At 35.7% G+C, this 14,487-nt stretch carries 21 protein-coding genes and 3 tRNA genes; 7 read left to right on the top strand and 17 right to left on the bottom strand.

The features are described from left to right. Nucleotides 1–13: 13 nt before the first annotated feature. The 12 genes from AC13DP_RS02780 to AC13DP_RS02725 all read right to left on the bottom strand — a co-directional run bounded on the left by AC13DP_RS02780 (nt 14) and on the right by AC13DP_RS02725 (nt 9,456). On the bottom strand, nt 14–136 hold the full coding sequence (locus AC13DP_RS02780; RefSeq protein WP_483067277.1) for a hypothetical protein: 123 nt from the start codon (nt 134–136) through the stop codon (nt 14–16). Between the two features lie 719 nt (nt 137–855). Beyond that, entirely contained in the window at nt 856–2,364 is a 1,509-nt protein-coding gene (locus AC13DP_RS02775) for a terminase large subunit domain-containing protein (RefSeq protein WP_483067276.1), read from the bottom strand. Beyond that, entirely contained in the window at nt 2,342–2,875 is a 534-nt protein-coding gene (locus AC13DP_RS02770; RefSeq protein WP_483067275.1) for a terminase small subunit, read from the bottom strand. The genes AC13DP_RS02775 and AC13DP_RS02770 overlap by 23 nt, the downstream gene beginning before the upstream one ends. Then, entirely contained in the window at nt 2,829–3,230 is a 402-nt protein-coding gene (locus tag AC13DP_RS02765) for a hypothetical protein (protein WP_483067274.1), read from the bottom strand. Before AC13DP_RS02765 ends, AC13DP_RS02770 begins: the two co-directional genes overlap by 47 nt. A 28-nt stretch (nt 3,231–3,258) precedes the next feature. After that, nucleotides 3,259–4,014, bottom strand: a complete 756-nt coding sequence (locus AC13DP_RS02760; RefSeq protein WP_483067273.1) for a hypothetical protein — start codon at nt 4,012–4,014, stop codon at nt 3,259–3,261. Between the two features lie 271 nt (nt 4,015–4,285). Further along, a complete protein-coding gene (locus AC13DP_RS02755; RefSeq protein ID WP_483067272.1) occupies nt 4,286–5,623 on the bottom strand; it encodes a phage portal protein in 1,338 nt (445 codons plus the stop codon). A 12-nt stretch (nt 5,624–5,635) separates the two neighbouring features. Continuing rightward, a complete protein-coding gene (locus tag AC13DP_RS02750) occupies nt 5,636–6,388 on the bottom strand; it encodes a hypothetical protein (protein ID WP_483067271.1) in 753 nt (250 codons plus the stop codon). Nucleotides 6,389–6,416: 28 nt separating this feature from the next. Next, the gene (locus AC13DP_RS02745; RefSeq protein WP_483067270.1) at nt 6,417–7,244 is read right to left on the bottom strand and encodes a P-loop NTPase family protein; all 828 of its coding nucleotides are present in this window, start codon (nt 7,242–7,244) and stop codon (nt 6,417–6,419) included. Nucleotides 7,245–7,248: 4 nt separating this feature from the next. Then, nucleotides 7,249–7,968 (bottom strand): hypothetical protein, encoded by a 720-nt coding sequence (locus AC13DP_RS02740; RefSeq protein ID WP_347405861.1) that lies wholly within the window; start codon nt 7,966–7,968, stop codon nt 7,249–7,251. 10 nt (nt 7,969–7,978) lie between these two features. Beyond that, the gene (locus AC13DP_RS02735; RefSeq protein ID WP_347405860.1) at nt 7,979–8,263 is read right to left on the bottom strand and encodes a helix-turn-helix domain-containing protein; all 285 of its coding nucleotides are present in this window, start codon (nt 8,261–8,263) and stop codon (nt 7,979–7,981) included. 112 nt (nt 8,264–8,375) lie between these two features. After that, a complete protein-coding gene (locus tag AC13DP_RS02730; protein WP_347405859.1) occupies nt 8,376–9,173 on the bottom strand; it encodes a hypothetical protein in 798 nt (265 codons plus the stop codon). Between the two features lie 10 nt (nt 9,174–9,183). Continuing rightward, complete coding sequence (locus tag AC13DP_RS02725; protein ID WP_347405858.1) at nt 9,184–9,456, bottom strand: helix-turn-helix domain-containing protein; 273 nt, start codon at nt 9,454–9,456, stop codon at nt 9,184–9,186. A gap of 161 nt (nt 9,457–9,617) precedes the next feature. Here AC13DP_RS02725 and AC13DP_RS02720 point away from each other — a divergent pair, with 161 nt between their 5' ends. The 6 genes from AC13DP_RS02720 to AC13DP_RS02695 all read left to right on the top strand — a co-directional run bounded on the left by AC13DP_RS02720 (nt 9,618) and on the right by AC13DP_RS02695 (nt 12,312). Beyond that, complete coding sequence (locus AC13DP_RS02720; RefSeq protein WP_483067269.1) at nt 9,618–10,190, top strand: hypothetical protein; 573 nt, start codon at nt 9,618–9,620, stop codon at nt 10,188–10,190. Between the two features lie 28 nt (nt 10,191–10,218). Further along, nucleotides 10,219–10,671 (top strand): hypothetical protein, encoded by a 453-nt coding sequence (locus AC13DP_RS02715; protein WP_483067268.1) that lies wholly within the window; start codon nt 10,219–10,221, stop codon nt 10,669–10,671. Nucleotide 10,672: 1 nt separating this feature from the next. Continuing rightward, nucleotides 10,673–11,167 carry a hypothetical protein gene (locus AC13DP_RS02710; RefSeq protein ID WP_483067267.1) on the top strand — a complete coding sequence of 165 codons (495 nt, stop codon included), beginning with the start codon at nt 10,673–10,675 and terminating at the stop codon, nt 11,165–11,167. Then, the gene (locus AC13DP_RS02705; protein WP_347405854.1) at nt 11,168–11,482 is read left to right on the top strand and encodes a hypothetical protein; all 315 of its coding nucleotides are present in this window, start codon (nt 11,168–11,170) and stop codon (nt 11,480–11,482) included. It begins immediately after the preceding gene. A gap of 14 nt (nt 11,483–11,496) precedes the next feature. After that, on the top strand, nt 11,497–11,847 hold the full coding sequence (locus AC13DP_RS02700; protein WP_347405853.1) for a hypothetical protein: 351 nt from the start codon (nt 11,497–11,499) through the stop codon (nt 11,845–11,847). A gap of 102 nt (nt 11,848–11,949) precedes the next feature. Next, nucleotides 11,950–12,312, top strand: a complete 363-nt coding sequence (locus AC13DP_RS02695) for a hypothetical protein (protein ID WP_347405852.1) — start codon at nt 11,950–11,952, stop codon at nt 12,310–12,312. A gap of 213 nt (nt 12,313–12,525) precedes the next feature. Here AC13DP_RS02695 and AC13DP_RS02690 read toward each other — a convergent pair. From AC13DP_RS02690 to AC13DP_RS02680, 3 genes are all read right to left on the bottom strand, one after another. Continuing rightward, a tRNA-Leu gene (locus AC13DP_RS02690) sits at nt 12,526–12,609 on the bottom strand. Nucleotides 12,610–12,742: 133 nt separating this feature from the next. Next, nucleotides 12,743–12,815, bottom strand: a tRNA-Lys gene (locus AC13DP_RS02685). A 34-nt stretch (nt 12,816–12,849) separates the two neighbouring features. Next, a tRNA-Lys gene (locus AC13DP_RS02680) sits at nt 12,850–12,922 on the bottom strand. Nucleotides 12,923–13,048: 126 nt separating this feature from the next. Between AC13DP_RS02680 and AC13DP_RS02675 the strand changes: the two genes are divergently transcribed. Then, a complete protein-coding gene (locus AC13DP_RS02675; RefSeq protein WP_013070386.1) occupies nt 13,049–13,570 on the top strand; it encodes a shikimate kinase in 522 nt (173 codons plus the stop codon). Here the strand turns inward: AC13DP_RS02675 and AC13DP_RS02670 are convergent. Next, on the bottom strand, nt 13,567–14,067 hold the full coding sequence (locus AC13DP_RS02670; RefSeq protein WP_281682242.1) for a phosphoribosyltransferase family protein: 501 nt from the start codon (nt 14,065–14,067) through the stop codon (nt 13,567–13,569). The two genes, AC13DP_RS02675 and AC13DP_RS02670, sit on opposite strands and share 4 nt — an antisense overlap. A 10-nt stretch (nt 14,068–14,077) precedes the next feature. Further along, nucleotides 14,078–14,476, bottom strand: a complete 399-nt coding sequence (locus tag AC13DP_RS02665) for an RNA-binding S4 domain-containing protein (RefSeq protein ID WP_483067266.1) — start codon at nt 14,474–14,476, stop codon at nt 14,078–14,080. Nucleotides 14,477–14,487: the final 11 nt, after the last annotated feature.

Genomic DNA, 14,487 nt, shown 5'->3' with positions numbered 1-14,487 from the left:
AGCATGGTTAAATTTAGCTCAGGGAAATTTTTCCCTCATCTCTTATGTTGATTCCCAGAATAGAAAAAGCAACATCTTCGTGCATCCAGGTGCCACGATTATTTCCTCCATTAATAGTATTTACAATATTTTTCACTTCGCATTTTTTCGAAGTGCCTACTCCGTTAACTTTATCGACTAATTTTAACCTACCATAATTTCTGGTAGCTCCTAGTACAGATAGAAAATTTTCTGTGCTAATAAATCAGACCTGTGTGATTTTCTCACAGCTTCTAATTCGTTAAACTCCTTTGATAGTTTTAACTAAATCATCGAAGTGTAATTTTCTCTTTCCGGGCTTTTGTTTTATTGATATAAGTTCCGTTATGGGAATATGCTTAACGGCTAAAGCGTTTACTATATTTCCCGATGGGCATTTATGCCTACCGGATAATTCTTTTTATTGATACCATCTTTTCTTGTAACGATTAAAATATGCACTAGGATATTTATCCTACTGGCTAAAGCCTTTACTAGTTCATTTGTGATACGTGATTTTTTATCACGTATGCTAAAACTATTGATTTAAAGCAATACGGAATTTTCCCGCAATAGCCTTTATTAATTCTTCAAAGCCGGAATTCCGGCTTTGGTTCAGAATCAACCAAGTTAAATTTAAATTGGATCGAAACTACTGAGGGAAAAACTTCCCTGAGTGACACTGAGCGCAAAATTACGCTTAGTAAACTTTTCGTCGAAAATGACGTAAAGTCCAATTAAGAGTTGATACAAAAAAGAAATCCCTAGCAATTGCAGGAACTGTTAGAAGTTCAGTTGATAATCTTCTCCGTATTTTATCCGAAATATAAATTAGCCTCACCAAGTTAAGCCTTTTACAGGTTTTGGTTTTACGACTTCGAAATCATCATTCTTTAACCCGAATATTCTTTTCATCATCTTTGAATCTAATAAATCAGGGGAATCACCTTGTAAATACTTTTCTTTCATGGTCTGCTTAGCGATAAGTGCCAGCGGTTCTTCATCCATGCGTTTCTTTTTCTTAATGGCTTTACGCTCATGCAAGAGCCTTTGACGTACAGTCATTTTAGTATCGTACATCTTATCGGCTACCTTTGGCGAAATATATTGATCCATGACTTCACCATCCAGATAGTAACATTGTGCCTTGAGGTTTTTAAATTTACGGCCGTCTTTCATTTCATAAGCTTTTCCACCGTTATCAAATGGAATTGAATTAGGGATAAATGCATTATCGGTACCACCAATGAAAGAACCTACTCCGTTCGCATCATATGTGATTTTTGAATTCGGCACACCATGACGTCTAGCCATTTCTAAAATAGCATCGATCACTTCTTTTCCAGTGGATTTGTCTATGATCTCGATATCTTCCCAGCGTTCCCCTTCAAAGTAAGAAATAACCAGCTTATTCTTTCCAGAGGTAGCAACGTCCACTGTGATACATTTTTCTCCTGATTTTACCCAGTCATTGGTGAAGTAGTCCTTAAACTGATTGTAATTATAGATATCGCTTGGATTAAGAGAAACCTTCCAGTTCCCGTCTAATAGCTGCAATTTAGTTTGATCGTCCTGAGCGGCAAGGTTTGCCAGGTAGTCGGGGTTTTTACTTAAAAGTTTTTTGTTGTCGTAAATGGAGCCACCTATGAAAGTAATTGATTTGATGAAGTGTTTAGGGGCTATGCCTGAAGCCTTAACCAATGGATCAATGAAATATGCCGCTTTCTTTATGAGTTCTTCTATAGAACTTCCCCAGATCATAGTATCTCCATCCTTTATAAAATATCGGATCACGCCTTGGCGCTCTTCTATCGGGAAACCATCATCCCCAATCCACCACTTTACGAGCTCATACACCCAGCTGTCAGGATCAGGGTTACATGTCGCCCGTATGTAAGGTTTAACTCCGCAACTAGATCTGTTACGGGATAATAGATAGAAAAATGTTTCCTTGGAGAAGTGGGTAAGCTCATCAAAGCCAATAAAAGGAATTTGGGAACCTTGCCAGCTTGTGACATTCTTCTCATGCTCCAGGTGTGAAAACTTAATCTTGGCACCGCTCGGAAATGTCCATTGCAATTCTGTTTGGTTTGGAGTGCCGCCTACTATAGAGTACAATTTTTTAGATTCATCCCATAAACCGCCCTCGGCTTTTATCTGTGTGGTTAGCCTTCTGAATATCACACCACCAAAGTCGGCTGTATTGATATCCCTTAACGGGTCCATGAGTAAGCAGAATGTTTTACCAACTCCGGCAGCTGATCCACCGATCACGATATCAGCCCCAGAAGAAAGTGCTTTTTCCTGATAACCCGGTTGGGCTTTAATTTGAGTTATTTCTTCCATTGTCTGGAATTTGAACCATTACTATATTGCTGCTGGCTTTTTGTCTATTGTCCGCTTCGTTAAATCCGATATGCTTATTAATCATCGCCTGAGCGTTCTCCTTATCCACAAATACGCATTCTACGTAATCCTCGGTAACTATGTTATCGCCTTGGGTGAACGTCTTTCTACGGTGCTTAAATGACTTAATCAGCTTTCGAACATCCAGAGGTAAAGCCTTTACTTCATCTACACTAAGTCCCAAAACTTCGGTAATGTCCGATTCTACCCATTTATGTAGCTTCTTTAAAACATCTTGGTGTGAGACTTTAAGCTCTTCGCTTACTTCATTTTTAAGCTCTGCAATATAATTTTGAACGTCAACATTAGTCAACAGCCTTTGCCCTTGTGATTTTGCTGTTTTAGGTGAATACCCCGCTCTTATGGCTGCTTGTTTGGCGTTTAAATCAATCACATACTCCTGGCTAAACCTTTTTCTTTTTTCGCTTAGGTTTTTCGTATTCTGGCTCATAGTCTGGTTTTATAATTCGTATCACTTCAATCTCGCTTATCTTTAAATAGAACTCAGAGAGATCATTCAATAACAGATGAAAAGAAGCTTTTCGAGTATTGAAGTACCATTTAATAAATTTGGCTCTATCCTCTTCAAGTTCAATTCCGAATTCCTGTTTAAATTCCTCCCGGGTAAACTTGATGATTTCATTGGTTTTGTCTGTTAAGGATTGCTTCAAAAAAGCAGCTTCTAAATCAAATTCCTTAACTTCAACTATATGCTCTTCAATGGGTGGGGTTGTCTTTAACGTTTTATACAGTCCTAGCTTTGGTTCTTTTTTGGCTTCAATAACTCGCTGTATAAACCAACTCATTTTTTTTCCATTGATGAACCGGTGTATCTTAACTTGGAATAGTCTCATTTAATTTAAATCCGGTTTTAGTTGGTGTGAAATTATCTCGTATGAAATACGGTGTATTCGCCCAGCCTTTTATTTGTTCCGCATTCTTATTAAGAAAATTAAGGCCTCTTTTTGGCATTCCCTTAACCTGGTACTTCGCAGGTATTGGTTCGCCAGCTAAATAATTCTTCATGACATTTCGAGGAATACGCACCGAAGTAGACAGGCATTTGCACTGGGGATGGAAGCCCACAAACTTAAATTCCTTCGGATAAAGGCCTACTAGTTCATCACAAATATCGGGTTCTCTTGCACTTGGGCTAACTCTTATTCGCTGGCCCACAATAAAGGGTAGACTTTGTCTTCTTTGAAAATCATTATCTCTATACGCCATATTAACCTCCGTGCGGCTCATTCTTAATGCATTCTTGTAGCTCGATCGATATACACCTCTTCCCGGATGATATCGCCTTGCTGGTTTACTCAATTGCAGTTTTCCATTCTCGTCTCGAATTCTTCGAAATCTTCGGTTTGGCTCTTTGAGGAACTTTTTTAAATCGGTTGCCATTTCTGGTGCGCTTCTTCCATTAACGACACCGCTCTCTAATAATAGATCGATATTTTCCTGCGTCTGTCTGGTGAGTTTCCAGACCCGGTCACTTAATCCTAATCCTTTTACTTTACGGTTGATAAATGCCATGGTAGCCCCTTCATTTTTCATAAGCATAGTGTTCACTTGCTCCGAGGTCATATCCATATCTTGGAGATAATTTTTAATGAAATCATCAGTACAGGCATTCGACTGGTCAACGCCTCTTGTAATTTGCTGAATAAAAAGCGCCTCCAAGTCATCATGGAATCGTTGGAGCGCTCTGTCTAATTCTTGTTTTCTGGCTTGGCTCAATCTGCCGTTATAATTGCGTAGGATGGTCCCGAATTCATTCGTGTATTCAGAATATAATTGATTCATGTGCCATTCCTGCGCACTAATCAATGAGAAGATCTTACGCTCGCATGGGTCTATTGAATCACTCATCTTCACCGCTATTTAAAAATCCACCGCTTCGCTGTTTTTCTTCATTTTGAATTTTGGTAAATTCATTGTCAGCATCTTGAGTAAATGGACTTAGTTTAATTCCAGATTCTTGGCTAAGGATAGCATTACCACCGGTGGCATCGATAAGCGTTTCGATTTGCTCTTTCAAGTCATCGGGAAGGGATAGATTGAATTTGATATTGAAATCAAACTTTTCTTTGTTTCCTTGGCCTGCAGAAATCACGTTCAATATGCGTTCAATAACTATTTGGTATTGATTCTGTTTTGCCTTGGCTTTATTGATCGCATCTTGCAGCATCAATTTTAAAGCTCTTCCAGATATCGCACCAATACCTTTCACATTGTTGAACGATAGATCAGGAGTGCGCGAAATGTTGAAGATCATTTCTTTCAGAGTTTTAAGCTCTAAGTCTATGGATTCAACTCCGGTGTCTCTTTGGATGAATTTAGCGTCAGCTTCTAAAACATGACCGTTTTTTTCTGCAAAACCGAGCATTAAAGATTTTCCGTCTTCACTTATATCGATCAACGTTTCTTCTTTTCCTTCTTTATTTTTAAAGGAGCCACCTTTCAAGCCTAGTATTGGAAAAGCAAAGTAATTATTAGATCCTGAAAGTTTGGATACCAGCATTTCAATACGGTCGATGAGTTCTTTAACCTCCCACCACTCTGGTTTCTTTTGATCCATGAAAACAATTGGAATAACACCAAAACCGTGATTGTCTTTTCCTTGATATTTCATGTCTCCATCTTTCCCCTCGTAATAATGAATTTCTGCATTGGTGAAAATCCAGATGTAGTCAATTTCATCCATATGAAATTTCCAAAATACGGCTTCCAGATCCCCGAAAACATCATACTTAGGAATGAAAGTACCGTTCTCATGGCCATAAAGTCGACAGCTCACATCCTTTCCATTTTTTGTAAAAATGAACACTCCCATAGTGGTGCTCATCACCTCCTCGGCGAAGTCGTATAGCTTATTATTGATCCGGTTAGCCTTATACGCTTCCAAGACTTTCTTTTCTTTTTCGGAACCTTCCCCAGAGATACTTATGTCTGGGTGCTCACCAAAAAGAAATGAAGCGGCCGTCTGTACAATCTTTTTTTGAAAGTTAAGGGTGATCCTTTCGGCTTCGATTACTCGGTCTCCCTGGCGGATGTTTTCCCGGTGACCAATCTGTAATTTTCGGATTTTACGGTCACCGTTATATTCAGCATAATATTGGCTTTTTTCTTTATTGTAATTGCTGCTAATGAAGTTTTCTACTTCACTTTTCTTCGTATAATCTATTTCTAGTACGCTCATTGTTGTGGGGTTTTATAGTTGAGAATAATGAGGAGGTCTTAAATCATCATTTACTTTATTCCAATATTTTCTGTCTCTATTGCGGGCTGCAATTTGTTCTTTCTGCCCAGATACCGCCCATCGGATAGAACTTGGCTTTATTTCAGGTTCTCCATCCTTGTAAGTGGTAAAATGATTTAGAATACTTTGGATATTTCCATCGTATTTGTAACCAAGTTTTTTAAGATGGTTCTTCATCTTTTTTGCAGCCATTAAAAACTCTTGAACTTCTTGATATAGTTCGTGTTCCTCTGGACCTTCTAGGTAAGTCTTGCAGTACTCTTCAAGAATTTCCTCACGTTGTGCCTTTAAAACCGCAAATCCTCCTCTTTCGAAGCTTGTGATGTAACTTTTAGGTAGGCGAGGAGTATTATCCATTCCGTATCTTGTAGCACTGAATGATTTTAATTTATTGACCTGAGTATTGAATTTTTCAAATACTTCGTCGGCTCCGTTCATCATATTCTTCTGAAGTCGGGTAGAAGTAATGCCGGCCTTTTTAATTTGGTCTTCTTCTTTCGCCAAGTATTCTCTTTTGATTCTAGCGGTACCTTTGCTAAGAATCTCTTGGAAAATATCATTGTTTAGATCTCCAAGTTCCAAATCATAGAAACTGGCTTCCAGCTTATTCAGGATTGGTTTCATTTCACTAAAATCCCGAAGCATAGCATTTAGCTTATCCATGTCTTCATGGATTAATGTTCTTTGTTTAATTTTTGTTGTCATAACTAATCGGTTTTTGATTGATAAATTTTTATTTTCGGTAGGAGCTTCCTTTGAATTGAATGATGTTGAACATTTCAAACAACCTGTCAAACATGTGACCTCCATATTTTTCTCCGAATTCTCCCATAGCGTCCTCAAGGTCTTGCCTACCATCACCTTCTCGATAGTTACAGGTGATATGCGTAATGGCTCTATTTTCATATCTGTTTTCCAGAATGTCACGGATCACATCAACCTTTCCGAAATTGGAAGCCATTTTTTCTTTTTTTACATCGTCGATATACATAGGGTGTTTTGAGTGCCGCTTATAAAATTCGGTTCTATCATTTGGCATTTCTAAGCCTTCAAATTCCCTTACCAGATCATGACTACTGTAACTTTTAAACCAACCGGGAATCCGGTAGTTTTGCATTAGCTTGGATAATGTGGTCATGATAGAGGTTTTGCCGTTTCCATAATCACCAATGATGAGTAAGCCTTTATCGAAGCTTAAATTCAGTTTCGTAGATCCGATGTTTTTTAACAATCTTTCTTGTTTGAAAAAATCAAGATCCTTAGCAAAATAGAGGATGACTGGCGCAATGTTCTTTATGGTCTCTGGTGTTTCCTCAAAGCTTTTCCCGTTATGTAAAGCATAGAATTTTTTAAATCCTCGCCACAATAGCGCCTTAGTGATTTCTATTTTTTCCTGAGGTTCTTTTTTCGTCTGGGGAGTAGGCCTTTTGAAGACTCTAGGTTTTTTGATGTCTTCAAATTCTTTGCATTTCTTCTCCTCTTCTTCCGTGAGATTTGGAAATGTTTTGAGCCAGTTGTATTCTCGCTCCGAAATTACACCTCTTTTGCTTTTTACGTTCATAATGTTATCGATTTATAGAGAAGCGCGGTTTTTCTTTTTTCGCGAAACTTTTTTCTTTTTTATATTCTTCTTCTTTGCTTAACCAGGTAGACCACCTTCTCGTAACATCAAAAGTTTTTTGTTTCTCGAATTTGAGTTTTGAACCTTGCATATTGGATTCTGTCCAGTAGTTTAAAAACTTATTAAATGCATTTGTTTGTTCGTGGGTGGGTGAGCATTCGGAGAATGCGAGTTTCTTGAATTTTTCTTCTCTTTCTTTTTTAGATTCCTTTTTAACTTCTCTTTCTTCTTCATATTCATATTCTACTTTTCGAACCATTCCGAAATGGTTAAGAAGCCTTTCGAACCCTTCCAAAGGCTTGTCTTTTGATATGTTTAAAGAGTTGTCTTTCAGGTGGTCAGGTAGGGAGTTATAAACATCTATAGCACTTTTCTTCATATTAGTGTTATAGTTTTGGTGTTTCATATAATTGTGAATAATTACATGATTGTTTTTGTATTTAACCTTTCCAACTCTTTCGAAGCCTTTCAAACCCTTAGAAATCTTTTCTTGATCAATGCCAGTTTCAAATGACATTTTTCGAATAGAAACCTCGTAAATACCAAGCATGTTGGTTTTTTCGTTGGTAACTAAATAAATGAAAAGAAGTTTATCTAATGGTGATAGAGTTTCTATCCAAGTGTCTGACCAGAAGCTAGTATTTAATGATCTTAGCTTGCTCATGTACCTAGATTTAATCTATTGGCGTTAAACTGGCTTCTACTTCGGAACGCTTGTATAATAATCGCTTTCCGTAAATTTTATATGTTTTTAAATACCCCTTTTCAACGTAGTTGTCGATTGTATTAGGATGGACTTTGAGAAGTTTAGCAACATCTAGTTTAGTTAGATATTCCTCTTTCTTTTTAGGGGCTATCGCAGTCTTTAGTTCAAGAATTTCCTCTCTTAAACTTTGAATGCTTTCAAAGAATTTTTCGGCTGTGATGCCTTGTACTTGAAGTTGTGTTACATCTTCCATTATACTGTCAATTATTGGTTAACAGTGCAATGGTAAGGCTGTAAATGACCTTAAAATGTATAGTACATAGTATAGTACATTTAAAATTTAACTTTTTTTAACATAGTGAGATTTATTTGTCAGGATTTTTCTCCTGAATCATCTTCCTCCATCTAGTTAGGTTATTACTCATTTCGTTTAGCAATGGATTTTCGTCCTTTTTAGCCAAATTTTGATTGGTGCTGTTAACATAATTAACTTCTGTATTAAAAAATGCTGCAATTTCTTTATATAATTCAGTTTGGGTCATCCCTTTTGGAATAAGCCGTTTGGTTTCCCATAAAGCCTTACATAACTCTGCTACTTCAATAGATTTTATATTCCAATTATATTTCGAGTTAAATATCTTGTTCTCGGCTTCATAAGATGTGTTTTCTTCCTGTATCTTATCCTCAATCATTTTCTGAATTTTATAAATAGAAGTAAATTCATGAGGAAAAAGTAATTTTTCTAAGTCAATATTTTTTTCCTGATTTAATCTGGAATTCAAATCTTTAAGCTTTCCTTTGAGTGGTTTTTTATAAGGTATTTCCAAGCCTTCTTGTTCCCTATTCCTAACAGCCATTTCAATGGTTTCGTTTGAATAGCTGTATTCCTCTTTTTCCTTATAAAGGGATAAATAAAGAGCGACATCTTTCTTCAGAGCAAATAATAACTCCCTATCATAATTATTAGTTATATCCCTTAGCTTGCGAATTATATCGTACTGGCCTAATTCTTCGTTTCTAATTTCCTCAAAAAATGAAAAGCTTAAAGAATCCTTTTTCTTATCTAATTGTGCCTGCTTTTCTTTTTCAAATAATCTAAAATTATCAAGATCTCTAATATCTTTACCTTTCCAAGTACAATAGTTTTCATCACGTCTGCTCATATTATTTATTTTATTTTAAGCTATTTGGATTCAATTCACCTACCTTAATATAGGTTTCGCCCTTTTTGATATAAAGTGCCTGGGCTTCACCTTCAGGTGTAAATAAATCCCTTAGTTCTACATCCAAGGCTTTAGCTATTTTTCGCAATACGTCTGGCCGAGGAAATGAATTTCCGCTTACAATATTAGACATTGAAACAGTCGAAACACCAACCTCTTCTGCGAGTTGTTTACCGGTCATGTTCTTTTCTTTCAATAATTCACGTAGTCTTAAATGCTCCATTAGGTTTGTATTATTTATTTCGGTAAAGATATAAAATTAAAGTTTAAATATATTATTAGTGTTTAAATTCATATAAACTTTAATTTAAATTAGGTTGTTATTAAAGTTTATAGTAATTTAGCATCAAATTATTAAATAAAACTTTAATTAAATAGTATATCATGAGAGAATTATTAAAAGATCAAGATGAATGGTTAAATGAATTAGAAGCCATGAAACAAAGAAGTCATCATTACATGGTTTTAGATACACGAGATATTAAAAAAGAAGATCTCAGGAGATTAGAGCTATCTATAAATATCCTAAGCGTATGCCACACATTAGCTATTGCAAATGCCATGCTTAGAAATCTAGGTGTATCGAAAGAATTTGATTTCTCGATTATGTTGGAAACGATGAATGCAGTTTTAAATGCAAAGAGTTTAACCGATGATCGCTTAGAAAAATACCATCAATTCATAAAAGAATATAGCCGTATTAAAAATGGCTTAGAACTTATTGATATGAATGTAGGTGATATCTGCATAGACAGCGATATCGATTTACTTATGATAGGTTTTAATTTAGAAGAGGTCGAGAAGATTTATAACTGGTCCTCAGAGAAAATAGGAATAGAGCATTATTTCGACATTCAGGAAGAGTATAAAGATGGTAAGATCTCTTTCAACAAATTTATTACTGAAACAAAGCAAATTCTAACTGCTATTCTGGCAAATCCTTTAAACAAGCATTAATCACATTTTTAATTTAATCCCTATAAATATGAAAGCTGAATTCACTACAAAAAAAATTATGTTGGATCTATTTGATCCGGATCTTGAGAAAATGGTAACAGAAGAAGCTGAGCAGAGAATTTTTAAAGAACCGCAGTTGTTAGAAAATGAAAGGATTTTTGAAGTTGGACACGTCTACTATAAACCCAAGTTTCAAAACTTGCAGATCATAACCAGATTTAAAAACTTACCATTAGAAACTTTACTAAAAATTGCAAATTCATTTAACCTCAAACAGGTGAAAATAAAAAAAATGATTTCTATGGAGACTGGAAAGGTTGATTATTTTATCAGCTATGGCCCGAAGTCAAATCTATGGGATCCTGAAAGCGAAACTTTCCAAACTATAACGAACGATCTTAAATTCGAAAAAGTTTATTGTTATGCTATCACCCAAATACCAGGAGGAAATCAAATAATTCATAATAAACCTATAAGTTAAAATGAAAGAGCTTAATAAATTATTCAAAAATAATGAGGACTTTAGAAAGCATTTGGATAATCTTTGGAAGACCAGGGAAGGATTGCATTTCATATACGAAAGTCGACCCGATTTGAGAACGTCTATTTTAACGCAGTTAAATACTTTAAATGAAATCATCGGTGCACTAATTAAAGAACGGCCATATCATCCAAAATTAGGGTTCAGATCAACAGAAACTAACGGAGTTAAAACCGTCACGCCACTTTTAAAAATTCATGCAGAACCAAAAGAAAAGATGAATCCTTATGAATTGAGGCAAAAGTATATCAATAAAAAATATCTAACTTATAAGGAAATTTCGGATTCAGAGTTTTGGGGCTACTTGACTAAAAAAGGAGTTTATGCAACAGCTAAAAAAATGTTGGAAACCCACGAAATAATTTTAAAAGGGGGAGTTCATCATATTTCTGTATCCGCAGTAAGGCGTGTAGCAAAAATTAAAAGCATTTTATAGATGGACGAAGCATTGATCAGAAAAGTAGTTCGTGAACTATTCCCGGTATTTATTGAGGAATTAAAAAACGAAGGTTTAATTGTTGTTCCTGAATCGTACGCTGCTAAGAATCTGCAGCAAAAATACCTGAGGAAAAAATCACTAACTTTTAGAGAGATTGCAGACGCCAATCTCTGGGGAGATATCGGTAAAAGCCGAGTCGAAGCAATCGCCAAAGAAGAACTTATTCCTCACGAAAAATTTAAAGATGGGAATAAGTGGAAGGTTCATAGAGCAGCCGTAGAAAGGATTGGAAAAAATAGAGGAATCATTTAAAGTTCATGCGGAAAATGGAAAAATATATCAATACTCAAGAATTCATGGAATACTTAAAAGAAAATAATCTAGTCATTATTCCAGAGTCTTATGCGGACGAACGAATAAAAGAGCTGAATGCTGAAAAATTAAAAAAGCGATTGCTTCGAAGACGTGGCATGATCACTTTTAGGGAAATCAGTGATTCTAAACTATGGGGCGAAATTTCACCTAAAGCTGCTAAATCTTATGCGCTTCGAGAAATAGAAAATAAAGGGCTTGTCAAAGAAAATGAGGTTATAAAAACCAAAAAAGGCAAGCTATCAATATGGAAGATACACCGCATAGCAGTTGAGCGAATAGCAAAAAACAGAGGGACAATATAGACTATTACTATGTGGACACCAGAAGAAAAAGAAGAGCGCTTAAATTATTGTCTAATTAAGTTAATATATATTTTGTATATATTTGCTTAAAATAAAAAAGTAATGAGAAAATTAATAGATATTCCAGAAAACATAGTTACAGACCTAAAAGTATTGGCTGCTTTATCGGATAAAGATTTGAAAAACTACATCCAAGATCTAATATTGGAAGACGTTAAAAAAAATAGAGATTTAATTAACTCTCAATCCGGTGAATTGGAAAAATGGGCTAACACCCAATTAGAAGAATTAGAAAAATTAAAAAGCAAAGTGGGCCTGAAAGGAGATCCTCGTGTTGAGATTGTTTATAAGGCTTTGGAAAAAATAACCAGAGAATCTATATCAAGTCGAAAAAACAATATTAAAGAAAGCAACATAAAAATTTTTAGAACAAAAAAACCAAAAGGATTAAATTTTGGGAGTTAATTGCCCCAAACACCATACCTCACTTTTTCAGTTTTGTCTACTCCTATGCAATAGGGCAGAAATGTTTTTGTACACACAAAGACACAACTTGCAGTAATATTTCCGGGATAGTTAGATTTTTATAAAAAATACAAAAATGGAGAAAATACGGAGAAAGTAACAGGGTTGTAAGTTGTAAACTGCTGGCAACTAAACCTATATAGTTTTAATTAGTGCCCAGGATGGGAGTCGAACCCATACGCCCTAATGGACACATGGCCCTCAACCATGCCTGTCTACCAATTCCAGCACCTGGGCAAATGCGCCATTAAAAATTTAACGGGCTTTAATATTTTCAAAAAAGTGGAGAACTTCAAAATAAAAAAGTGATCTAGATGGGGCTTCTTTCGGTTTCGCTCAAGATAAATTTCTCGCCCACCCATATCATTAGTGATCTGGCTGGGGCTCGAACCCAGGACCCTCTCCTTAAAAGGGAGATGCTCTACCAACTGAGCTACCAGATCAAAAATATATTAAATAAAAAATAAGAACAAAAAGTGATCTGGCTGGGGCTCGAACCCAGGACCCTCTCCTTAAAAGGGAGATGCTCTACCAACTGAGCTACCAGATCATTAAATTGTACATCCGTCGTTTTGCGAATGCGGGTGCAAATATATAATCAATTTTTTATTTTTCAAGCTTATTTTAAATTAAATTTGCTTTCAGTAAAAATTAACTTGAAAAAAACGGCTAGACTATGAAAATTTTCCTGAATGGTTATATGGGATCTGGAAAATCCCTTATTGGTAAAATGCTTTCTGATTCAATGGGTTACCCCTATGTTGATATGGACGATCAGATTGAAATTATGGAAGGCACCAGTATTCATGAAATTTTTCAAAAAAAAGGAGAATTATATTTTAGGAAACTGGAAAATGACGTTTTAAAGGATATTTTGGCTTCAAATTCAGATATGATTATTTCACTTGGAGGTGGAACGCCATGCTACGGAAATAACTTTGAATTGATAAAAGCAGATCCTGAAAATATAACTGTGTATTTAAAAGCCTCGGTAGAACAATTAACGCAACGATTGTTTTTAGAAAAAGTACACCGCCCAGTAATTAGTCACCTTGATACAAAAGAGCAGTTGGAAGAGTTTATAAGAAAACATCTTTTTGAAAGAGCATATTATTATAATCAATCTAAAATCATTGTGGATGTAGATCATGCCACACCCACAATGATTTTGGAAAAAATAAAAGCGAAGCTCGATTAAACAAGCTCGGCCCTGTCATTTCCTTCTTCAAAAGTGATCTTCACCATTTCGTTTAAAGAAGTAGATAGAGAGATACCTTTAAAATCGGCTTTTACAGGATATTTTTTGTGATTACGGTCAACCAGTACGGCTGTTTTAAATTGTCTTAGCGGTACGTCTAAAAAGTGGCGTACGCCATAAATTAAGGTGGTGCCCGAGTTTAAAACATCGTCTACCAGAACAATTGATTTATCGCTATACTTTTCTGGTGGAATAGAGGTGGTTATAGTATTCAACGGATGTTGTTTATCTACTTTTACCTCACAAAGAATAATTTGAAGCGGGGAAATTTTTTCTAATTCGGCCTGGATTCTTTTTGCCAGTTTAAAACCTTTACGGGCAATACCGGCAAGAACAATCTCTTTTTCATTAATATTATTTTCGTAGATCTGAAATGCGATACGCTTGGTTTTTTGAGCGATTTCAGCATGATTTAAAATCTGAACCTTTTCTTTCATGTAAACGCGATTAAGTATTTTGATCTTTATTTTCAGTATCACCGGTATTATCAAACCAGTCTTCGATGTCCCGGCGGTCTTTTTTTGTAGGCCTTCCGGTTCCTTTTTTTCGGTAATACTCTTTAGAATATTTTAGAAGGTCTAATTTTTCAAAAGCTTCTTTTGGCGTGTGGTCTTGTATATAAATAGTGACCAGTTTTGCGCCTACCCGGCTGGGTGGAAGGTCTAATACCTCTAACTGATAGTCTATCTGATTTTTTCGTACTAGCAATCTATCACCGGGAAAAACCTCTTTAGAGGGTTTCATGTTACTACCGTTCATTTTAACCTTGCCTTGCTTGCAGGCATTGGTGGCAATGCTTCGGGTTTTAAAGTACCGTACACTCCATAAAAATTTATCAACTCTCATAATAAATGGTC

It is taken from the genome of Zunongwangia sp. L-65 (genome assembly GCF_056859415.1).
The sequence above is the reverse complement of the archived record's forward strand: the minus strand, read 5'-3'. Positions and strand labels throughout refer to the sequence as shown.